General features: G+C 62.5%; 17 protein-coding genes and 2 pseudogenes. 13 read left to right on the top strand and 6 right to left on the bottom strand.

Going from position 1 to position 21,924, the window contains the following annotated elements; translation table 11 throughout:
* Positions 1-71: 71 nt before the first annotated feature.
* The 4 genes and pseudogenes from AC3WVS_RS07510 to AC3WVS_RS07495 form a co-directional block, all read right to left on the bottom strand.
* The gene (locus AC3WVS_RS07510) at positions 72-3,134 is read right to left on the bottom strand and encodes an autotransporter family protein (protein ID WP_492318062.1); all 3,063 of its coding nucleotides are present in this window, start codon (positions 3,132-3,134) and stop codon (positions 72-74) included.
* A 219-nt stretch (positions 3,135-3,353) separates the two neighbouring features.
* Positions 3,354-3,938 carry a hypothetical protein gene (locus tag AC3WVS_RS07505; protein WP_492318061.1) on the bottom strand — a complete coding sequence of 195 codons (585 nt, stop codon included), beginning with the start codon at positions 3,936-3,938 and terminating at the stop codon, positions 3,354-3,356.
* A 283-nt stretch (positions 3,939-4,221) separates the two neighbouring features.
* Positions 4,222-5,616 (bottom strand): hypothetical protein, encoded by a 1,395-nt coding sequence (locus AC3WVS_RS07500; RefSeq protein ID WP_492318060.1) that lies wholly within the window; start codon positions 5,614-5,616, stop codon positions 4,222-4,224.
* A gap of 216 nt (positions 5,617-5,832) precedes the next feature.
* Positions 5,833-6,315: pseudogene (locus tag AC3WVS_RS07495) on the bottom strand (MerR family transcriptional regulator).
* 110 nt (positions 6,316-6,425) lie between these two features.
* Here AC3WVS_RS07495 and AC3WVS_RS07490 point away from each other — a divergent pair.
* From AC3WVS_RS07490 to AC3WVS_RS07455, 8 genes are all read left to right on the top strand, one after another.
* A complete protein-coding gene (locus AC3WVS_RS07490) occupies positions 6,426-6,671 on the top strand; it encodes a Crp/Fnr family transcriptional regulator (RefSeq protein WP_492318059.1) in 246 nt (81 codons plus the stop codon).
* Between the two features lie 68 nt (positions 6,672-6,739).
* Positions 6,740-6,925 (top strand): YgaP family membrane protein, encoded by a 186-nt coding sequence (locus AC3WVS_RS07485; RefSeq protein WP_492318058.1) that lies wholly within the window; start codon positions 6,740-6,742, stop codon positions 6,923-6,925.
* A gap of 380 nt (positions 6,926-7,305) precedes the next feature.
* Positions 7,306-7,719, top strand: coding sequence for a YybH family protein (locus AC3WVS_RS07480; RefSeq protein ID WP_492318057.1), 414 nt, complete (start codon positions 7,306-7,308; stop codon positions 7,717-7,719).
* A 317-nt stretch (positions 7,720-8,036) separates the two neighbouring features.
* Entirely contained in the window at positions 8,037-8,999 is a 963-nt protein-coding gene (locus AC3WVS_RS07475) for a LysR family transcriptional regulator (RefSeq protein WP_492318056.1), read from the top strand.
* A gap of 134 nt (positions 9,000-9,133) precedes the next feature.
* Positions 9,134-10,102 carry a Bug family tripartite tricarboxylate transporter substrate binding protein gene (locus AC3WVS_RS07470; RefSeq protein WP_492318055.1) on the top strand — a complete coding sequence of 323 codons (969 nt, stop codon included), beginning with the start codon at positions 9,134-9,136 and terminating at the stop codon, positions 10,100-10,102.
* 10 nt (positions 10,103-10,112) lie between these two features.
* Positions 10,113-11,336 carry a CaiB/BaiF CoA transferase family protein gene (locus AC3WVS_RS07465; RefSeq protein ID WP_492318054.1) on the top strand — a complete coding sequence of 408 codons (1,224 nt, stop codon included), beginning with the start codon at positions 10,113-10,115 and terminating at the stop codon, positions 11,334-11,336.
* Between the two features lie 38 nt (positions 11,337-11,374).
* The gene (locus AC3WVS_RS07460) at positions 11,375-12,157 is read left to right on the top strand and encodes an enoyl-CoA hydratase-related protein (protein ID WP_492318053.1); all 783 of its coding nucleotides are present in this window, start codon (positions 11,375-11,377) and stop codon (positions 12,155-12,157) included.
* Positions 12,154-13,002 carry an enoyl-CoA hydratase-related protein gene (locus AC3WVS_RS07455; protein WP_492318052.1) on the top strand — a complete coding sequence of 283 codons (849 nt, stop codon included), beginning with the start codon at positions 12,154-12,156 and terminating at the stop codon, positions 13,000-13,002. The genes AC3WVS_RS07460 and AC3WVS_RS07455 overlap by 4 nt, the downstream gene beginning before the upstream one ends.
* Before the next feature lie 141 nt (positions 13,003-13,143).
* Here AC3WVS_RS07455 and AC3WVS_RS07450 read toward each other — a convergent pair.
* Both AC3WVS_RS07450 and AC3WVS_RS07445 read right to left on the bottom strand, forming a co-directional pair.
* A pseudogene (locus AC3WVS_RS07450) lies at positions 13,144-13,631 on the bottom strand (site-specific integrase).
* A 287-nt stretch (positions 13,632-13,918) separates the two neighbouring features.
* The gene (locus AC3WVS_RS07445) at positions 13,919-14,641 is read right to left on the bottom strand and encodes a Crp/Fnr family transcriptional regulator (protein WP_492318051.1); all 723 of its coding nucleotides are present in this window, start codon (positions 14,639-14,641) and stop codon (positions 13,919-13,921) included.
* Positions 14,642-14,899: 258 nt separating this feature from the next.
* Between AC3WVS_RS07445 and AC3WVS_RS07440 the strand changes: the two genes are divergently transcribed.
* The 5 genes from AC3WVS_RS07440 (at position 14,900) to AC3WVS_RS07420 (ending at position 21,918) form a co-directional block, all read left to right on the top strand.
* Entirely contained in the window at positions 14,900-15,967 is a 1,068-nt protein-coding gene (locus AC3WVS_RS07440) for a porin (RefSeq protein ID WP_492318050.1), read from the top strand.
* A 200-nt stretch (positions 15,968-16,167) separates the two neighbouring features.
* Positions 16,168-17,787 (top strand): GMC family oxidoreductase, encoded by a 1,620-nt coding sequence (locus AC3WVS_RS07435; RefSeq protein ID WP_492318049.1) that lies wholly within the window; start codon positions 16,168-16,170, stop codon positions 17,785-17,787.
* 98 nt (positions 17,788-17,885) lie between these two features.
* On the top strand, positions 17,886-18,869 hold the full coding sequence (locus AC3WVS_RS07430) for a Bug family tripartite tricarboxylate transporter substrate binding protein (protein ID WP_492318048.1): 984 nt from the start codon (positions 17,886-17,888) through the stop codon (positions 18,867-18,869).
* Positions 18,870-18,958: 89 nt separating this feature from the next.
* Complete coding sequence (locus AC3WVS_RS07425; protein WP_492318047.1) at positions 18,959-21,283, top strand: arylsulfatase; 2,325 nt, start codon at positions 18,959-18,961, stop codon at positions 21,281-21,283.
* A gap of 74 nt (positions 21,284-21,357) precedes the next feature.
* On the top strand, positions 21,358-21,918 hold the full coding sequence (locus AC3WVS_RS07420; protein WP_492318046.1) for a thiamine pyrophosphate-binding protein: 561 nt from the start codon (positions 21,358-21,360) through the stop codon (positions 21,916-21,918).
* The last annotated feature ends 6 nt before the right edge of the window (positions 21,919-21,924 follow it).

Genomic DNA, 21,924 nt, shown 5'->3' with positions numbered 1-21,924 from the left:
GGAGAATTTCGAGGATGCGCGGCTGCGCTTCCGGCAGATGCAATATGCCCGAGCGTGGCATCCGGGATTGGTTACCAACTATATTTGACGCCCAGTCGGCCGATAAAGGCGTGATAGGACTGCGAGCCCCATTGCCAGCCGAGGTTGCTCCACCCCGTCCAGCCCTTGCGACCTTGCACGTCCAGGCCTAGCTTGACCTCATACCGATTGCTCGGGTAGAGGTCGCTCATGGTGATGCCGTTTAGCGCGATGTTGTTGTCAACCGAATCGTGCCACCAGTTCAACGTGATGTACGGCTGATAACGGTGACCCTTACCGTCGATCCACGTACGGTGCATGCGCACACCCAGCCGCGTAATGACGCCGTCCGAATCGGCACCGCCCACTTGCGTCCCGTTGGGCTCGGAGAATGTCCCCTGATATGAGCGAACGTAGATGACCTGCGCCTGCGGCTCAATCACCCAATCATGCGTAAAGCCCGGCAGCCATGCGTATCCGGTCTCCGCGGAAAGGGCTAACATCCTGGAGTTGTAACTGGCGGATGGCAGCAGCTCGCCGTTCACGTGATTGCTGAACCAGCCAAACTGGGCCCACAGGTCCGTGTACCAGCCGAGTCGCGACTTATCATTCTGAAACCAGGTGCCGTAGATTCCGACGTTCACGCCCTGCACATCGCTGTCGGCCGTGAAAGGGTTGCCCTTGGCGCGTCCGGTGCTCGAGCCCCAGTTGTAGCCGATCATGCCACCGAGGTGCGCGCGGTCGTCGCCGCGGAAGACCGACCACTGCGCAACGTCGCCGCCGAGCTGGAGCATCCACGCCGTGCTTTGGACGTCGAAGGTGCCATTGCTTGTGCGCGAGCCAATATCCTTGCCGACCAGGCGCACCCACCCCGAACCACGCTTTGCGTCGTCGTTCTCGAATGTCTGCTGTTCGGCCCACTGCGGCTCGCCCAGGCGATCATGCAGGCTGTGGACGAGGAAACCGGCGGCGAGGCGCTGGTTAGCCAGATATGCGCCGATCTCAGGGCGGAATAACGGGACAACGATATCAGGGTTCGGCGGCACGGGCGGGGGAGGCGGCTCCGGTTGCTGCTCACTGCGCAGATACCAGGCATTCGGGTTCGTGCCGTCGGCGCCGCCTCGGAAGAGCCGGTACTCGTAGACGCCTGCAACAGCGCGGCCGCTTTGCGTGAAGGAAGAAGTCCCGGTTGTGCCACCGTTCAAGACATCCACCACCAAAATCCCGTTCTGCGTCGTCAACGCACCTGGGCCACCAGCGTTGGTCACGCGAATCCCGGACGTGCCGGAGGCCGTGCCGCCGTTGATGATTAGCTTGTCCGACGCAGAGCCGTCCGTTCCAAGGAAGGTATTGATACCGAGCACGCCGCCATTGCCGGCGTAGTTCTGGGTGGTCAGGGTCTTGAAGGCGCCCGCCGCCGGCGCGGTGAACGCAACCGTCCCTGCATTGGAGACTTGCCGGGTCACCGTCGAGTTACCCGTCACGGACCATGTACTGGTCGGATCCACGTTCACGTTGGTAACGTTGAGCGCTGCGCCATTCCAATGTGAGGCTGTTTGCAGTGTGATATTCGCCGTTGCCGTGGCGTCGGCGAACGCGTCGCCGGTCAGCACACTCTGATTGCGAGCGACCACGTCAGCGACAGTCGCCTGTGGTGCGAGTGCACTGCCAATTGCCGTAAGCAAGCTGCCGCCACTGATCGTCGTGTTATCAGCCACGATGCTCGTGGGTCCTCCGGACGCGTAGATGCCTACCGCATCCGGAGCCTTCACGCTTCCACCGGTCACCATAACGCTGTTGGTCAAGGTGTTCGAAAAGTTCTGGGAAAAAATGCCGATTGTCGCGGAGCCGCTCGTCGTAACGTTACTGTTGGTCAGTGCGATGGCAGGCCCGACACCGCCGGTCACGTTTGCGCCGGTGATCAGATAGAGCCCGCCCCCACCCCCAGACACGTTTACGGTGGACCCTGTTGCGTTTACCGCACCGTTCTGATCAGCCGCTAGTCCGTAGCTGGCCGCACCTGTGCCGTTCACCATGCTGTTGGTGAGGTTGATTGTGTTGAGGCCAGAGATTGCGCGCGCGCCGGCATAGACGCCGAAGCCATTCGCGGCGTTCATGTTGATTGTCGTGTTGATCGCATCGATCCTGCTCGTGGAGAGAAGGGACGACTGGGATCCTGGCGTCGCCCTCAGCCCCGCAGGGGCGCTGGTGTTCACCGTGTTCAGGGCAGGCGTGGTAATGCCCGCAGCATTCACGAGTTGCGAAGCCGCTGACGACGTCACCGCGAAGGTGGAGGTGCCGGCGCGGTTGATCGTGATCGTTGCGTTCGAAAGGTCTACCCGCGAACTGGTGCCAGCGTTGCCAGCTCCCCCAGCACGGGGATCGCCGGAGAAGGCAACGACCCCTGTCCCCGCGTTCGCGCCGTCCACGACAAGACCACGGAACGTCGCCGTCGATCCGCCAAATGCCGCCACGCCAACGCTGCCGTTGATATAGGACTGGCCCGTTCCGGTGAGGTGAATCGTCAGTCCGTCGCCAATGGCCGCGTCAGCTTGCGGTGCCGCCTCAAGGACTATCCCCGTATTTCCCTGTCCATTGAGTGTCAACGTGGTTCCGGCAGGAAGCGAAAACGTTCCGCCGTTCTTCGCATAGACACCAACGCTTTGTGCGCCGTTGCTTATGATGGTGTTGTTCCCCTGCATGCTCAACGTGCTGCCCGTGCCGGCGGTGCCAAGCAGGATTGCGCCCAGCCGCGAGGTCGTGATCGCGGTATCGGTCAGCGAAACCCGCCCTCCGTCCTGGGCGACGGCACCGTAGCCCCCACCCGTTCCGGTTCCGGAATTATTGATAGTTAGCCCGCTTGCCGTGACGCTTGCAGCGCCCCCAAGGGCGACGACGGCCGTACCGAACGTCGATGTTGAAACGGTTACCCCTGGCAGTGCCAGGACCGCAGCAGGAGTCGTGGTCGAATTGACGAATAATCCATGGTCGCTAGTTGTCTGGATCTCGATCGGCCCCGCCGGAAAGCCCGCTGCGTTCGGGTCTAAGGTCAGTGTCCCGGCTGTCACGAGGGTGCCAGAACCAGCGCCAGATATCGTCACCTGCGTGTTCCCCACGATGGTCTGGTCGCCAGTGGATCCATTGTTGCTTACAGTTGCGGTGATCGTACCCGGGCCAACGGTTTGTGCCCACGTTGTCGCTTCACTCAAGGCAGTAAGCACACACACGAAAAGGCTGCGTGCCGCGCGTGGGCTCCGGCTACGCTGCATAGGAGTCCTCGATGGCGATTGCGGGGTGCCAGAGCAGGGGAATGAAGGGATGGATGTAGACCCAGCTCATTGGCTCGTGACTGGAATGGGCAGAGCCACATCCGGGCGCGCCAGCGACTTGGCGAACGCAGATTCCGCGTTGAGATAATCGTGTATCACTTTGCGCAAGATCTCGGCGGTGTCGCCGAGTAATGCAGCATTCCCGTCCTTGTTGACGTAGTGAACAGTCGCGAATCCACGCTGAGTGTCGTACAGCGCGACGATCAGGTGCCCAGAGTTCTCCGGGTCGGTCATCCGCCCCAGTATATATGGGCGATCATCGATCCGCAGCGGTAGCATTGCTGAAGCTGTCGTCGGTGGTGGCACGTCACCATGCGTCTGTCCGTTAGGGAGCTTATCTTTGACCCAGTCAGGGACTACTTCATTGCCATGGCGCAGGCTCAGGGAAAGCGCGTGGCGAAACGCTGGAGTTGTCGCGTAGACCTCGTCGAACAGCGGGCACTGAGAGGCTTCGCTGCACTGAATTGCCGTGTATGCGCCCCGGGGTGGGATCTGATTTTTGTCAGCCTGCTCGGCAGCAAGCAAAGGACTGACTAGCAGCAATGCCATGCACAAGGTGCCAATGCTTCCATGTAATGGCTCGAGCAGCATGTCGATGGTACTTGCCGGTTGGGTTAATCGATGTCCGCGGTGTTATTAAACAGTGCACCGCCAAAATCTTCGACTGTGAACCATTAAAACAGAAAGCAGGAGCGAAGCGTATTTAGTATTGTGATAAGCCGCAGTTAGAAGTTTCGACCCGCCACACCCCACCTGTCGCGCACGGCAGGACGTTACATTGAATGTGGTTGTTTTTTTGCTGCCGCGAATCAGGGAAAACTCAATATTGTCGTGGCGCATCCGTCAAGTGCGCTGCTTGACTGGGTTTGCCGGTTCACGACATATCCTCGATGGGATCTCGTTGCGAGCGAATCTCCTCGGGGCTCAGGACGATATAGCCCAGCGACTTCAGCAACTGCACCGCCTCCAGCTCTGCGTCCAGGTACACCGGCCGTTCCGGGCGGCGCGGGCGCGGCGCGGGGGGCAGCCACGCGGCGCTGGCTTGCACGGCGGGCGCTGCCTGGCCGTCAGACCATCGCGCGGTCAGGATGCGGCAATGCTCCAGGTTCGGCTTCCAGGCAACGTCCACGGCGGCATTGAACCTGGCGGTGCAAAGCCGCAAGCGCTTCAGCGCCTTCAGCCAGTTGATGAAGGCATCGCGCTCCGGTGGCTGGTAGCCCTTCAGCAAGGTAGCCAGGCTGTCCTGCGCAGTGGCGCTGTCGGCCGCCTGGTCGTCTTCGAGCAGGGCAAGCTCAAGCGCCACGTGCTGGCGGCCGTCCTGGTCATAGATTGCGCAGTCGGCGTCCAGCACGCCTTCGCGCAGCAGCTCGCACAGCAGTACCCAAGCCCTTGGATTCTTGTCGAACCGGCCTTCGAGGGTCGGGTCGATCTGGCTGAGGATCTCCGGGATGGTGCGCGCCTCGCCTGACTGGATGGCCAGGGCGAATGCCATCGCGTTGTCGGACGGCCTGGCACCGCTTGCCAGCATCTGCAATGACGTTTCCCAGAGTTCGCGGATTTCTGCCGCGGTATCCACGGCATGCATCCATGCATAGTCCTCCAGCGCCGCGCACAGCCTGCGCGCGGGCCTGGCCAGCTGGCCGGCCAGCGTCCTGATAAAACCCGTGCAATTTGCGCAGCGGCATTCCAGGCGGCCCGCATGCAGGAAACCGGCGTACAGCCGTTCCTGGTGTCCGCAGTGTGTGCATTCGAGTGAAAAGCCGCCTTGCCGTGCCGGCCGCTGCGAGGCCAGCAGCCCGTCGACCTGATAGTGCGCCAGTCCGTCGCAGCACGGGCAGATCCATTGCAGCTTGTGTGCGCCGTCCCGAGGCCGCGCGGCCCGGTCGAACTGGCGCTCGATGGCGCTGCGCGGAATCCCCTGCGCGCGCCCGACCACGTCTGCGCTGTAGCGCCAATAGCAATACGAGTGGGCGGCAGCGGCCACCTCCGGAGAGAGGCGCTGCAGATCCGGCAGCAGGCGGGGGCTGCGCCGGATCTCGTCGGCCATCGCATCGATCAGCGCTGGCCCGTCCGACATCACCGCCTCAAGGGCGGCGCGGCTCTGTTCCAGGAAATCGGGCACGAAGACCCGGCGGATGTAGTCCTCGTTCTCGAGCCAGAACAAGTGGCCGGGGAGGGCTTCCAGTACATCAACCCCTTCCCTGACTTCCGACATGCCGGCGCAGGCGAGAAACGTGAACGGCTTACTGAACAGGAAGGCGTCTGTCATGTTGTCGTCAACGGAGAATCTCGCCCACGAGCTGGCAATATGCCTCGTGTGCGATGGTTCACCACCCCGTGACTCGGCCAAGCAAGCGCACGGAAAGCGCAATCCTGATGGCGCTTTCCGTTCCGGGGACTTCCCCCTTCTTGTTTTCAGATCCGTCGGACCTGTGCGGATTTTGCATCTGCCGCATTGGACAGCATAGGCGAACCTGACGGCTCGTTACAGAGGAATTCCTTTACTTGACGTCCTCGTCCTACGGCCAGGGAGACCCGCCGGGGCGCTGTTGCCATCCTGATTCAATTGCTTTAGGGCCCGCCTGGCCTTGTCCTCGCAATCTTCACCCTCCCTGTTGCCGTTGATCTCGTCGATCAGTGCGACGAGGCGGTGCTTGCTCTGCGCCAGACGCTGCTCCAGCAGCTCGATCTCATCGACCTTGCGCCGCAGGGCCTGGAGCAATTGGTCATGCGGCCACTTCTCCAGGTCCGGAGGCAGGAATGGCTCGAATCTCTTCCAGAGAGAAGCCCGAGCCTTGCGCACACATGAGGATCTCCAGCCTGGTCAACGTTTCCGGCGCGTATTCGCGATAGCCGTTGGCTTGCCGCTGCGCGCCGGCTCGAGCAGGCCGCTCGCCTCATAAAACCGGATGCGTGAGGCGGAAACGCCACTCAATCGAGCCAGTTCCGCATTCTCCGGGGGCTTGATCTTAAAGTCGACTTTAAGCTTAAAGTCGGGCTCTGGTCACCTGGAAGAACAAGACGCTGGGCTCGCGCCGATTTGTATTCGGGTCCTTCGGCACACGGCTGGCCAGCCTGATGCTTCTGTTCGAGGAGGTGACCTTTGAACGTGTAGACGTCCGTCTGGCCAGCTACCTCCTGCAAGCTGGGGATGGGGAACTGAATGCGACCCACCAGATGATAGCTACCGAGTTGGGATCGGCACGAGAAGTCATCAGTCGCCACCTCAAGGAGTTCGAGCGACGGGGATGGCTGGAAATGCAGCGGGGCAGAATCCGCGTGCGGAATCGCCACGTACTGGAACAACTGGCGCGCCGATTGTGACCAAGTCACAGACATGCAGGGCGATCTGGCCCACGATCTATGTGTTTGCATAGATACAGGAGCAAAAGATGTCGTTCTGCAAAAACCTGAGTGGAGTGGATCGGACAATTCGGATTGTCGCTGGCATAGCGTTGTTGATGCTGGTCTTCTTTGGGCCAAAGGTGCCTTGGGGCTGGATCGGGCTGGTCCCTCTCATCACTGGCCTCGTCGGCTTTTGCCCGGTCTACACAATCTTTGGGAGGCGCAGCAAGTAGGGGGTCGACCAACGCTGGTCATGCCTGGTGAGCGGTACGTCGGGGAGGAATGCCAGCCAACGGGTTCCCCGATTGTGATGCCACCTTGCGCACCGCCTACGCTTGCAACGCTACCGTCGACCAGACGGGTGCACCAGTCACTGCACTTGCAGGGGACCATCACTATCCGGAAGGGACAATCCTGGGTCGAGGCTGCATGTCAATCGGAATCCGTGGCAGAATACGTAGCATGTCCCGCGCATACGCTCCCGCATTGCTGATTATTCGCGCCATCCGGTTTTTCGGTGGGTAGCGCGCGACTGGCCAGAGTGCAAAACCCGCCCCGGTGGCGGGTTTTTTGTTGCCCGCTTCAGTGGCTCTCATTCAGGAGGAACCCATTGATGTCAGCGCACGAACTCACCCAGATCATCAAGGCCGCCGACGCTGCGATCACGGCAGAGGATTTTGATACGCTAATGGCAATCTATGCCGACGACGCGATGCTCGTTGTCAAGCCGGGCATGATTGCAAGGGGCAAGGAGCAGATTCGCCGTGCATTCGTCGCGATCGCCGAGCACTTCAATCACAGCATGACTGTCAGTCAGGGCGAGACGGTCGTGCTGGAGAATGGTGATACGGCTCTTGTGATTATGGAGACCGTACTCAACTCACTCGATGCAGCGGGTGCTGCCGTCGCAACGACCAGACGTGCGACGTACGTTTTCCGGAAGGGGCCAGAGGACAATTGGCTCTGCGCGATTGACAATTCATACGGGACCGATTTGCTTGATGCGGAATTGCCGTCGGTGAACTGAGTCGAGGGCCGGCCGGCTGGCGTTTGATCGACTGCTGCTGGCTGGAAAGTGACCTCTGTTTGCCGCGAGCCGGGCGTCGCTTCCCGACCCATCTCCGCCGTTGCGAGTACCGGAAGACGAATGGCCGCTTCCGAAGTACAACCGACATCGCCCCCTTATCGTGATCAGCAGGTCTTCGGACGAAGCGAACGTACACCGGACTGCAAAATGTTCGATACCCTATGGCAGTCGCGACACTGCGGATTTTCGTTCCTTCACCCGAATCCGCGTAGCTCTTTTCCGACCAGGCACTATCATGTGGCCATCTTAATGATGACGTGGAGCCAGAAATCAAATCAGGAAAATCTATCCCGCCATCTGCTCTGGATCGGCTGGGCAACGTTGACTTCCATACTCTATTTGCGCTTGCAGCCCTGTTACGGGGGCGAAGCGTATCGCGCGCGGCGGCCCAGATGGAAGTCTCACAGCCGGCTATGAGTCGAACCCTCGACCGTCTGCGCATCGTATTCCAGGATGCCCTGCTGGTGCGTGAGGGAAACCATATGCTGCTGACTGCGCGTGGCAAGGAGTTGCTGCCGATCGTGGAAAAACTGCTGGAAACGACGGCTCAGTTGGCCAGCGTCAATGCGCCTTTTGATGCCGCCACCCACGTGCGACATTTCTCACTGGCCTGCAATGAGCATATCCAGCTCTCGCTTGCCCCTTCCTTGCTGACCGCGCTGCGCACCGCCGCCCCTTCCATCACGGCGCAATTCAGTCCATTGCATCGGAGCGGCGCAGTCGATGCGTTGGCAAGCGGCGAACTCGATCTCTGCATTGGCTCGGCCATCCCCTCCGCGCCCGGAATTCACACTTCGCTGCTTTACTCCGAGGCGTTCGTTTGTGTAATGCGAAAGCCGCGCCACACCGGAGGAAAGGTGCGGATCAGCCTGAAGGACTTCTGCGCTCTGCCGCACCTGGATGTCTCGCCAACCGGTCTGACCCTGCTGGGTGAACTGATCAACCGAACTATCCGCAAGCAAGGCGGCTCACGGCAAGTGGTGTACACCATTTCCAGCTTCATGGCGGCGCCGCAGATCGTCAGCGAGACCGACATGATCTGCGCCATCCCTGCCAGGACGGCCAGGCGGCTGGCGTTGCCCGACAACGTCGTCGTGGCCGAGCTTGCTTTTGAGGCGCCTGCCACGGATGTTTCCATGTTCTGGCACAACCTCACCCACCGCGATGCAGCCTGCGATTGGCTGCGAGCCGAGATCAGGCGCGCACTCCCCGCCCGATAATGGCCACCTGGTCATACCAGTAGTGGTATGACTGATATAGACCCACCGCGATTGGTGTCATGTCTATGGTTGCCTATTCTGCAGCCATGCGGGCCAGACAGAGCTCGCCCTCGATAAGTTAGCGTGGAGACAAGATGAACAGACGCACCTCCCTGCGCCTTGCCGCAGCGGCCTCGCTGCTCTCGCTGGCATTGCCTTTCAGCGCTGGCGCATACCCTCACAAGCCAATCCGCCTAGTAGTGTCCTTCCCGCCCGGCAGCGGCGCCGATACCACCGCGCGCTATGTCGCACAGAAGCTCGGTGAGCGGCTGGGTAAGCCGGTGGTGGTGGAGAACCGGCCCGGTGCCAACAGCTTCATTGCCGCCCAGGCCGTGGCCGGTGCTGACCCCGACGGCCACACGATCTTCCTGGCCAGCAATTCGCCGATGGCGACCAATGTTGCCATCTTCAAGCGTTTGCCCTACGACCCCGTGAAGGACTTCGCACCGGTGGCTCGGCTGACGCGTGGCGTGATGGCGGTGGTGGTGCCGGCCTCTTCGGATGCGAAAACTATCGGTGAGTTGGCAGAGCGCAGCCGGGCCCAGCCTGGCACGCTCAACTACGGCGCCGGTGCGGCCTCGTACCAGATTGCTACCGAACTCTTCCTTCACCTTGCGGGTGGCCGCGCTACGCCCGTGCCTTACAAGGGTGTGGCGCCAGCTTTGTCAGACCTTGCCGGTGGCCAACTCGATTTTGCCTTTGCCGACCTCGGCGCCGTTGTTCCCTTCCTGCAGTCCGGCAAGGTTCGCATGCTGGCCGTGAGCGCCGACCGGCGCGTCGATGCCTTCCCCAAGGTGCCGACGCTGCAGGAGTCGGGCTTCCGAGATTACTACATGATCAACTGGACTGCGGCCTTCGTGCCGGCTCGTACGCCGGCGCCCATCGTCAATCTCCTTGGCGAGCATCTGCAGGCCATCTACCGCTTGCCCGAAGGCGCGGCAAAGGTGCGGCAATCCTATGGCGAGCCGTTTCTCGGCGATGCCAGTGAGCTGAAGCGCTTCCAGCTTGAAGAAATCAGCCGCTGGGAGCAGGCAGCCCGGCAGGCCGGAATGCAGAAACAATGAGAGCCCTATCATGACGACGAACTCGACCACGAGCGTGACCGACCACCTTCCGGCTCGTCAGCTTCCCCTTGCCGGCCTGACCGTGCTTGACCTGGGCCAGATCTACCAGGGTCCCTATTGCGGCTTCCTTCTGGCGATGGCCGGTGCCGACGTGATCAAGATCGAACCACCACATGGCGAGCCGGTGCGCTCCCGCCGCGAGTCGCTGCTGCCGCTGGCCATGCTCAACTCCAACAAGCGCGGCATCACGCTGAACTTCAAAACCGAGCAAGGCTGCAGGGTCTTTCGTGACCTGGTGGCCAAGGCGGACGTAGTGCTGGAGAACTTCTTGCCGGGCGTGATGGAGCGCCTCGGCCTCGGCGCCGAAGCGCTGCTGGAGATCAATCCTCGCTTGATCTACGCGTCTGCCTCGGGCTACGGCACCAGCGGACCGAATCGCGATCATCTTGCCATGGATCTGACCATTCAGGCCATGAGCGGGGCGATGCACGTGACCGGCTATCCCGACTGTGCCCCGGTCAAGGCAGGGCCGGCCATCAGCGATTTCCTGGGTGGTATCCATCTCTATGGTGCCATCGTCACAGCCTTGCTGGAGCGCGAACGGACCGGCCGCGGACGAATTGCCGAAATCGCCATGCAGGACGCGATGTATCCCACGCTGGCCTCAAATCTGACGCTGTACTACGAGGACCCGAAGCGCAATCCGCGCACCGGGAACAAGCACGGGGCGCTCGCCATGGCGCCTTACAACAGCTATTTGGCAAAGGACGGCTACATCGCCATCATCTGTGTCACCGAAGGCCATTGGCCGGCGCTGTGCGAAGCGATGGGTCACCCCGAACTGGGCAAGCATGAACGCTACGCGACGCACACCTCGCGTTGCGAGGTGATGAGCGAAGTGGACGAATTGGTCACATCCTGGACGTCGAACCTGACCCGAGCCGAGATCATGGCGGCGAGCCAGGCTTATCGCTTTCCCTGCGCGCCAGTACGCACGCTCGATGAGGTGGTACACGACCGCCATATGCACGAGCGCGGCATGCTGAGCTATGTTGATCATCCCGAGTTGGGCGAGGTGGTACTGCCCAACAGCCCTCTGCGCTTTCATCAGTCTGCGCCGCTGGTGCTAAAGCCCAACCCGGGCCTGGGCGAGCACAACAACGCGGTGCTGAGCGAGCTGCTCGGCCTGTCGGCCGCCGCGATCGACACCCTGCGCCAGCAAGGCGCGTTCTGAAGTGAAAACCGGCCGTCTGCCAATGGAGACTTCCAGTCATGTCTGATTTCGTCCAGACTGTCCGTGAGGATGGCATTGCCATCCTCACGCTGAATCGCCCCCAGACCCGCAATGCCATTGCAGACGACGCCAGCATCCAGGCGATCGTCACGGCACTTGCGGAGATCTCCGCCGATACGACCCTGCGCGCGGCCATGCTGACCGGCGCCGGGCCCGCGTTCTGCGCCGGCGGCAGCCTGCAATCGCTGGGTCAGCTCGCAGCGGGTGAGCCGATCGTCAACGAACAGCGCTACCGCACTGGCATCCAGCGCATTCCGCGTGCCTTCCAGCAAATCGACATACCGGTGATCGCCGCGGTCAACGGCCCCGCCATTGGTGCCGGACTGGACGTCGCCTGCATGTGCGACATCCGCATTGCCTCGACCCGCGCTACCTTTGCCGAGAGTTTCGTCAAGCTTGGCCTGGTAGCGGGCGACGGCGGCGCCTGGTTGCTGGCACGAATCCTGCCGCTGGCGCGCGCGTATGAAATGGCGCTCACCGGCAACGCCATCGATGCGCAGCAGGCAATGGAATGGGGTCTCGTGTCGCGCCTGGCCGAGCCTGAAGCACTGATGGAGACTGCGCTGACGCTTGCGCGTGCGATCGCTGCGAACCCGGGGCACGCAGTCAGGATGACAAAACGCCTGGTGGAGGCGTCCCTGCTCAACACGCTCGACGCCGTGCTCGACCTCTCCGCCAGCATGCAGGCGCTGGCGCATACGACCGAAGCGCACCGCCAGGCACTGCGCTTGCTGACGGAACGCGTGGGGAGCAAATCATGAGCGTGGCCAGCCCGAGCCCCACCGAGAGCATACGCTGCGAAGTGGCGGACCAGATTGCCGTCATCACCCTCAACCGGCCGGACCAGCTCAACGCCTGGAACGCCGAAATGGAAGCGGGACTGCGCGCAGCGCTCGAGCGCTGCCGGGACGACCGCGAGGTCCGTGTGATCGTGCTGACGGGGGCCGGCAAGGCCTTCTGTGCCGGCGCCGATCTGTCGGCGGCGCGCGCGCGGCTAACAGCGTCCGGCCCGCAATGCGCCGTTGGCACGGCGGCTCCCATGCCTGACGATGCCACCGCCAGGAAAGACTTTGACCAGCGCTACAGCTATCTGCTGGCCATCGGCAAGCCCATCATCTGCGCCCTGAACGGCGCCGCAGCCGGGGTTGGCCTTGTGCTCGCACTCTATTGCGATATCCGCTACGCCAGTCACGACGCGCGACTGGTGCCGGCGTTCGTGCGGCGTGGGCTGGCCGCCGAGCACGGCATTGCCTGGATCCTGCCCAGGCTGATCGGCTTGTCACGTGCGCTCGAGTGGCTAATGTGCGGCAGGTCAATGACCGCTCAGGAGGCCGATCAGGCCGGTCTGGTTTCCGCGGTGCTCGAAGCCGATGGATTCCTGCCGGCGGTGCTCGAACGTGCCGCTACTTTGGCGACGCTATGCTCGCCCAGCGCAATGGCGGCGGCCAAGCGGCAATCGTACCTCGCGCTTGGCCAGACGCTAGGTGAAAGCGTGGCGCTGGCTGAGCGCGAGATCGCGGCTTCATTGCAGGGCAGCGACTTCCGTGAGGGGGTGGCGGCCTTCCTCGACAAACGACAGCCTTCGTTCCTCGGACTGGGGCGCTGAGCGGCTTGCCTGCGCGTGCGCAGCTAGCATAAGCCTGAACGTCCGGTACGGGATGCGGAGCGGGCATTGAGCTGCCTGGACGCAAGCGTTGGCCGATGTCCGAAACTGGCCGCAAGCGACCGCTCGCCGGCCGTGATGTCATCAAACTTCAGTCTGCTCCGCCATCTCAAGCGCGTCGTCGACCTCGATGCCAAGATATCTGACAGTGCTCTCGATCTTAGTGTGTCCAAGCAGCAACTGTACTGCGCGCAGGCGTGAAGTCGGCTTGGGAAAAGGTGGTCAGATGAACGGAGTCCTCGTATCCGAATCCAGGCAGCAACGCTGTCACGGGTCTGCTCGGTGATCTCAAACTGCACCGGTCGATGGGTCTTTTGCTGAGTGACTGTGGCTCGGGCGGCCACGTGCCCGCCGTGGCATATGTCTTGGACCAGCAATCGAGTCAGATCGCAAGCTCGGAGCTTGCTGTCGATGGCCAAGTTGAACAGCGTAAGCTCGCGCGCCTTCGAGGACATTTGGAGCCTGGTGCGGATCGCCCAGATTTCCTTGAGCTTCAAGGGCGGCTTCTGACCCGTAAGCTTCCCTTTGTTCCAAGGAACGTGAGGCGCGGCGGGGGAGTTTCGCGTATCCATGACGATCTCCTTTCAGGTGAAGGGAGATTCAGTTTGCGCCTGCTGTAACGGTCGCTGTCCGACCCTCTTCTGCCGTCTAGCCCCGCGCGGCCCCAACGGCGGCTTCCAACGCGAAACGGACATTTGTTACGTCCTTGCGCACGAGCGAATTCCGTAGGTGCATCAGGCCCATAGTGCTCCAGTACCATCGCCATAAACTCGAGGCATGGCCAGCTCGCGAACCAGCGCTGCTGCCATAACGCTGATCAGTTCGTCGGTAGCTAGCACTGGCATTGATGCTACACATGCTACACATCCAGCGATGCAATCGCGATAAGGGCGGGGCAATCCAGTATCTCGATATGCGAATAGGCGATCGTGATGATCTTCTCGCTCTCGAAATCTTTTAGCTCCCGGTTCAGCCGCTGTCGCGACACGCCCACCAATGCGGCCAGTTCGTCCTGGGAGAGCTTGAGTGAGAGCGTGACTACGTCCCCCCGCGGGAGGCCGTAAGCAGGAAGCAGCGAGACCAGCGATCGCGCCACCCGGACCCGTATCGGGGCCAGCGCGTTGGCAGCGGCTCCGTCATAAAGAGCGCGAGAGCGCCAGCAGAAGAGGCGCAGCAATGCCTGGGCCAGTGCGGCGTCTGTAAGGAGCGCATCCATGAAGGCCTGTTTGGCAATGTGCAATACGACCGAATCACTATGCGCGCGCGTGTCGTGAATGGAGTGCTGTCCATCCAGCACGGGGATGACGCCTTGAATTTGCCCAGGCTCCATATAGCGGATCACAAAGCGTTTGCCTGAACCCGTAAAAACGCCGACCTCAAGGCAACCACTTAGCAGCACAATTAGCGAATCCACCGGCTGACCTCGGGTAGTGAGGATTTCTCCGGTGGCATATTGCTTGATCTTCCCCGTCTCAACGAAACGGCTGCGCGTCTGCTTCGCGCACCCTTGCAGCGCCGCGGAGCGCTCGAGTACGGAGTTGGCGAGTGCCTGATACGCCGTAAGTCCAGTTTTTGTCTTCAAGGTGACAGATTGTTGCAGCGCGGCATCGCCAGAATGCGCACATGGGGAAAGCGTCGAGGGGTCAAGGCTGGCGAGTGAACATCTTAGCATCGCAACATCAGGCTTTGCGGCGGTAGCCGTGGCAGCCGCCGCACCGCTCTGCGCCCTTTCGTGCGCCACTTCCCCGGCTTAAGAGCGTGTCATGCGAACCAGGTGGTGGACGCTGCAATGGCGCAGGCCGCCGGCTAGCAGCACGCCCTGTGTGAATCGATAACAAAAATGAAGGGGGAGCAAACAATGGCACGAAAACATGGTGTGGCCTGCATCTTGATCGTCGCGGCGGGCGCATCGGAGGCAACCACTACGCAATTGTTCGGTGTCGCCGACCTGGCCGTGGAATATGCCCACGGGTCGACCGGTAGTGTTGTGCGCATGCGCGATGGCGAGCAGGCCGCATCGCGTTTCGGGATCAGGGTGATCGAAGACCTCGGGGGCGGAACCCGGGCCACGGCCCTGATGGAAGCCGGCGTCAGCATGGACACCGGCATGGAAGCCTTTGGCAGCGGCACGCTGTTCGGCCGGCAGGCCTATGTCGGCCTGGGGTCGGATACCTGGGGCGAAGTGAGGCTTGGCCGCCAGTACACGCCGTCCTTCTATGCGCTGGTGCGCGTGGACCCGTTCGCATTGAACGCCGCCGTATCGCCTTTCGGCCTGCTCAACAGCGTCGCCTCGCAGGGAACCGGGCAGGTCGCCTTCGGCGCGCGCTTCAACAATGCGGTGCAGTATTTTTCACCCAAGTTCGGCAGATTCGCTTTCGGCGCCGCCGTGGCGCCGGGCGAGGTGCCCGGCTCGCCCCGCAGTGGCCTGAACTTCGGCGCGAATCTCACCTATGAGTCGAAATCGGTCTATGGCTTCTACGCCTATCAAGGCATGCACAACCCGCAGACGCCGACGCCAACCGAAACCAGGCTGACCTCCATCCATCTTGCGGGCGCCGCCGTCCGTACCGGCCCCGTCGAATGGGGAGTGGCCGCTGGCTATACCAGCAGCACCTTTGTCAATACGAAGCCGGCGCGGCATCTCGGCCTGACTGCAAACTGGGACGTCACCAAGAGCGATGTCCTGAAGGCGGCAGTCGTCAAGCGCTTCGTCAAGGGAGGCAATCAGCCTTTCGCCCTGGCACTGGGCTGGGACCATGCGATGAGCAAGCGGACGGCTGTCTATGTGCGCGGGCTCTACTTCCATAACAGCCCGCGCGGCAGCATCTCGCTGAACCAGATCCCGATCGACGCCAACAGCGGCGATTCCGGCAAGTCCGTCAGCGTCGGCATCCGCCATCGCTTCTGAATTGACGCAGGCAAGGCACTGGTCCTGGCGGGGGCATCCCGTGCGCGGCCTGTCAGAACCGTGCCGTGCCAGAAACCGGATTTTGTCTCCAGGTTGACAGATTGTTGCAGTGCGCCAGGCCTAGTATCGAGATGTCGGCATTGGGTAGTTCGCCTGGCGCGGCACAGCAAGAGACTGGATAGCGGATGAACAGAATGAGCATGAACGAGACAGATACTTATGACTTTATCGTCGTCGGCGCCGGCTCCGCCGGTGCCGCGGCGGCGGTAAGGCTGGCGCAGGCGGGCAAGCACCAGGTCCTGCTGCTCGAGGCGGGCCCGCCGGACACCAGCTTCTGGAGCCGCATCCCGATTGGCATCGTCAATCTCCTGGGGCGGGGCATTTATATCCGTGACTTCTTCACCGAGTCGGACGCGCAACTGAACGGCCGCAAGATCTACTGGCCGCGCGGCTGGGTGGTGGGCGGCAGTTCCACGGTCAACGGCATGATGTGGGTGCATGGCACCCCTCGCGAATATGACCGATGGGCGGAGGATGGCTGCCCTGGCTGGGGCTGGAACGATCTGGCGCCCTGGTTCCGCAAGATCGAAAGCTATGCCAAGGGGGATCCGGCGCATCGCGGGCGGGGAGGCCCGGTCGGCGTCACGGAATTCCAGCCGGTCGATGAAGGACCGGATGCCTTCCTCGATGCGTTGCAGGCTTCGGGGGTAGGCAAGCGGGTCGCTGACTACAATGCCGGCGGGATCGGCGGCAGCTACATCCAGTTCAACACGCGCAACGGCATGCGCTCCAACATGCGCGAGGCCTACCTGGACCCGAACAAGGGGCTGGATAACCTGACCATCATGACGGGCGTGCTGGCCAGCCGGGTCCTGATTCAGGGAAAGCGGGCCTGCGGCGTGGTGGCCCGCGGGGGGGAGCGCGAGCTGACGCTGCGTGCGCGCCGCGAAGTGATCGTGAGCGGCGGCGCCTTCAATTCCGCCCAGCTGCTCGAACTGTCTGGCATCGGCCGGCGCGATGCCTTGAGCGCGGCGGGCATTGCGCTGCTGCACGAGTTGCCGATGGTGGGGGAAAACCTCTCAGAGCACGTCTACAGCCCGATGGCCTACCGGTGCAAGCCGGGCATCAGCTGGAACCGGCAGCTTGCCAGCGGGGTTGGCAGATTCAAGGACGGCGTGCGCTGGTTCTTCCGCCGTGACGGACGCCTGACGTCGGCCACCATCACCGCGCATGGCTTCGTGCCGCGCGAGGCCGGCGGCAAGGATGCCGAGATCAAGCTCCAGATCCAGCAGGCCAGTTCCTCGGGCAATCGCGGCAAAACTCGGACACGGCTGGATCCCTTCGACGGCGTGACCCTGGCATCGTTCCAGATCTGCCCCTATTCGCGCGGGTCCTCGCACATCGTCAGCGCCGATCCCGCTGCGTCCCCGCGGATGGTGTCCAACCATTTCACCGACCCGCGCGATATCGAGGCCTGCCTGGTTGCCTTGCGCAAGTCGCGCCAGGTGGCCGCGGCCGCGCCGCTGGCGCGCTGGCTGACCGAGGAGCTGCGTCCGGGACCGTTTGTCTCTTCCGACGAAGCCCTGGTGGACTATATGCGCGCGACCGGCGCCACGGCCTACCACCCGGTCGGCACCTGCCGCATCGGGACCGATGCCGCGCAGTCCGTGGTCGACCCCAGGCTGCGCGTGCATGGGATCACCGGGCTTCGGGTCGCTGACTGCAGCGTGATGCCATCCATCGCAGCAACCAACACGAACGCGATCGCCATCGTCATCGGTGAACGCGTGGCCGACTTCGTGCTGGCCGAGCATACCTGAAGCGTGCGTCCGCGCAGGCGCGCGGGACCAAGACAGACACGCCAAACCATGGGTGGCCGCACCCCGGCGGTGCCGTCCACCCTTCCTGGAGACATCTCATGACCGATCTTTTCCGCCGTAAGCTCCTGCAGGGAGGTGGCGCAATCCTGGCATTGGGCGCCGTGGGCCGGTCCGCCTTCGCGCAGACGCCATGGCCATCCACCACCAAGCTGGTCGTGCCCTTCCAGGCCGGTGGCGGTGCCGACAACAGTGTGCGGATGATGGAGGGCATGCTCGGCAAGGCGCTGGGCACGACCATCGTGGTCGAGAACAAGCCAGGTGCGTCCGGCCTGATCGCCGCCAAGTCCGTCATCAACGCGCCGCCCGACGGCAGCGTCATCCTGTTGATGAGCAACCTGATGGTCACCCAACAGGCCATCACTGGCCGCTACGACCTGCTCAAAGACCTCAAGCCGGTGACGAAGACCACTGTGACGCCGCATGTGCTGGTCGTGCGCGGCAACTCGCCCTACAAGACCCAGGCAGACCTGATCGCTGCGATCCAGTCCGCACCGGGCAAGCTGAGTTACGCCAGCGGGGGCATCGGTTCGAACACGCACCTGATGTACGAGATTCTCAGTGATCGGGTGCCGGGCGGGCTCAAGGCGCTGCATGTGCCATTCAAGTCCGGCGCTGAGGGCGCGGTCGCGCTGTTGTCCGGCGAAGTGGACTTTTCCTTCCAGCATCCGGGCGCCGTGCTCGCCTACCTGAAGAAGGGCACCTTGCGCGCCTTGTCCATTACGGCCAACAAGCGCCCGGCGCAGTTTCCCGACGTGCCCACCGTGGCGCAAGCAGGGGTGCCCGGCTACAACTATGTGCCGTGGGGCGGGTACGCCTTGCCGGGCAAGGCCAGGCCGGAGCTGGTCGAGCGGCTGTTCACGGCGGTCAAGGCCGTCGCGAGTAAGCCCGAGTATGTGGCGTATCTGGGAAGCGTGGGTGCGAGCGTGGAGATCAGTGAGTCTGCGGCGGCGTTCGCCGAGCAACTGCGCACGGAAATCCAGACGGAACAGGCTCTGGTGAAACGCCTGGGCCTGAAGACATAGGCAAGCCAGCCCATGGCATCCACCGCTAGTCGCGCTGATGAACGGATCGCCACGAAGCTTGCGATCACGCCACAATGACAAGAGGTCTCATGACAACCAGTAATTTTGAACCGCAGTACCAACCGGCATTCCAGGGCAAGATGGGGAAGACGCTGGCAGACTCAATGCCGCACTGGTCCCCCCCCGTGCGCGCAAAAGCTGGCAGCCCCAACGTTGTCATGATCCTGCTCGACGACCTCGGGTTCTCCGACCTGGGCTGCTTTGGCGGAGAGATCGAGACGCCAAACGTCGACGCCCTGGCGGCCGGGGGGCTGCGATTCACCAACTATACAACCGTCCCCATGTGCACGCCTGCGCGCGCGGCGCTGCTCACGGGCAAGAATCCGCACAGCGTGGGATGCGGCTGGCTCTCACACCATGATCCGGGCTACCCGGGCTATAAGGGTGAGATGTCCCTGGATGCGCCCACCATGGCGGAGATCTTGAGGAGCACCGGCTACAGCACCATGGCGGTCGGCAAGTGGCACAACACCTATGACCGGAACAACTTTCCCGGCGGCGATACCAGCTCGTGGCCATTGCAGCGAGGCTTTGACCGCTTCTACGGCTTTATGTCGGCCGAGACCAGCTACTTCCAGCCGGACAATATGCTGGACGGCAACCAGTTTGCCGGCGTGGAATCTTATCCGGACGACTACTTTGCGCCAGATGACTACACCCGGCGCGCGATCGGCTGGATGGCTGAGCACCGATCCTGTTCGCCGGACAAGCCGTTCTTTCTCTACCTGGCTTTCCAGACGCCCCATGGCCCCTTGCAGGCAAAGCCAGGGGACCTGAAGAAGTACCTGGGCCGCTACGATGCCGGGTGGGATGCACTGCGCATGGCGCGCTACCAGCGGCAGCGCGCGGAAGCCGTGATCGAGCCCAACGCCGCCTACCCTGAACGCAATCCGGGCGTGGCCGCGTGGGCGGACCTGCCGCCCGAGGACCGGGCGTTGTACGCACGGTACATGGAAGTCTATGCTGCGCTGGTCGACAACGCAGACCAGAACATTGGCAAGGTCCTGGACTTCCTGCGCAGGACTGGCCAGCTTGACAACACCATTGTCATGGTGACTTCGGACAACGGCGCCAACTCCGTCGGAGGCCCGACCGGCGCCATGAACCTTCAGGCACGCCGGGCAGGGCTGCCGGACAATCCGGAGGTCAACAGGCAACTGCTGGAAGCCGGCCGCGTGGGGAGTAAAGAGACATATGTCGTCTATCCGTCCGGCTGGACACAGGTCAGCAATACGCCTTACCGGCTCTACAAGCGCACCCCAATGGCGGGCGGCATTCGCGTGCCGTTCGTAGTGCATTGGCCTAGCGGCATTGCCAGGGAGGAGCGGGGCGCTATCCGCCGGCAATGGATTCACGTGACTGACGTGTTGCCGACGGTGATGGACCTGGCCCAGACGGCGCTGCCGCCGGTGTTTAATGGCTTCCGCACCCGTGACCTGGACGGCAAGAGCTTTACTGCCAGCCTGCGCAGCGGCACGGCGCCGTCGCAGCGCAGCCGCCAGTACTACGAACTGCAGGCCAACCGGGGATATATCTCTGGCGACTGGAAGATCGTCTCCTTGCAGGTGCCGGCGCAGCGCCTCGATCTGGACAACTGGATGCTGTTCAATATCGCCGACGACCCGACCGAGATCCATGACCTCGCGGACCAGCATCCGGAGATATTGGATCGCATGGTGGCGGAGTTCGAAAGCGAAGCGACCGCGAACTACGTCTATCCGCTCGACAACCGCGATGAGCGGCGCCTGGTTTCCCTGCCTCCATATGAACTCGATCACGTCCGGTTGCCGCGAGACTTCCATCGGGAGGGCCAGGCCATTCCGGGCGCGGTGATCTCTCCCCTGATTGGCGATCGGTGCTTTGTCCTGCGGGCATCGTTTGACTGGAACACGGGGGACGAGGGCGTCATCCTTTCCATCGGCGACCGCTTCTCCGGAATGGTGCTCTACGTGGAGCAGGACGCGCTGCATTTCACGTACCAGTGGTGGTTCAGCCCGCGGACCCTGCCGCCCATCCGGCTCAAGCCGGGAAAACAGGAGTTCGAGCTCGATTTCAAGGCGACCGGCGGACGCCGGGGGGAAGCGGCTGTCACACTCAATGGCGCGCTGCACGTTGAGCGTGCCGAGTTGTCGCCGACGATGCTCCGCGCGACCAATGGCCTGAGCGTCGGCATGAGCAGGCGACTGTCTGTCAGCGAGTGCCATGAAGGCAAGGGCGCACTGCGATACACCGGGCAGATCGATCGAGTGCGGATCGAGCCGGGCGAACTGGCCAGCGACAGTCCGATCGTATCGAGCGAAGCGCTGATACAAGCCAGGATGCGCGATGCCGGGTTGAAGGGCAGCGCTGTCTGAGCGGTTCGGACGTTCGGCCAGAGGAAGGCGCAACCCGCCGGACACGCGCCACTTTGCACACTAAGGAGAAGACGATGAATGCACAAACCATGACTGCAGTTCGAACACCCAATCCCCCCGGTGGCCCCAGCGCCAGCGCAATGCTCGGCGCCCTGCGCGCTGCTAAGGTAACGCACGCCGTCACCGTGCCGGACTTCGTGCAGTTCGCACTCCACGAGAGGTTGCTCGCTGCTGATAGTGGTATCCGGCAGGTAGCCGCCTGTAGCGAGGATCAGGCACTGACGATGGCTACCGGACTGTACGTTGGCGGTGCGAAGCCGGTGGTCATGGTGCAGAACCAGGGATTCTACAAGTGCCTAAACACGCTGCGCGCAACCTGCATCGACGCCGGCGTGCCCATGGTGTTTCTTGTTGGCCAGTTCGGGCGCGAACTGGAGAACATCGGGCAACCTGCACGAGATTCCAAGCGCAGCATGGTGCGTCTGATGGAACCATTGCTGGATGCCATCGGCGTTCGGTACTGGAATATCGAAGATGAGACTGACGTCGCCCACTGCGCGGAAGCCTTTGCGCACGCGGCGGCCTGTGAGGGACCGGCGGTGCTGCTGATCGGTCGTCACGTAACCTGGAATTGAGGAGAC

It is taken from the genome of Cupriavidus sp. CPT47-8839-RL05A (genome assembly GCF_058792255.1).
The sequence above is the reverse complement of the archived record's forward strand: the minus strand, read 5'-3'. Positions and strand labels throughout refer to the sequence as shown.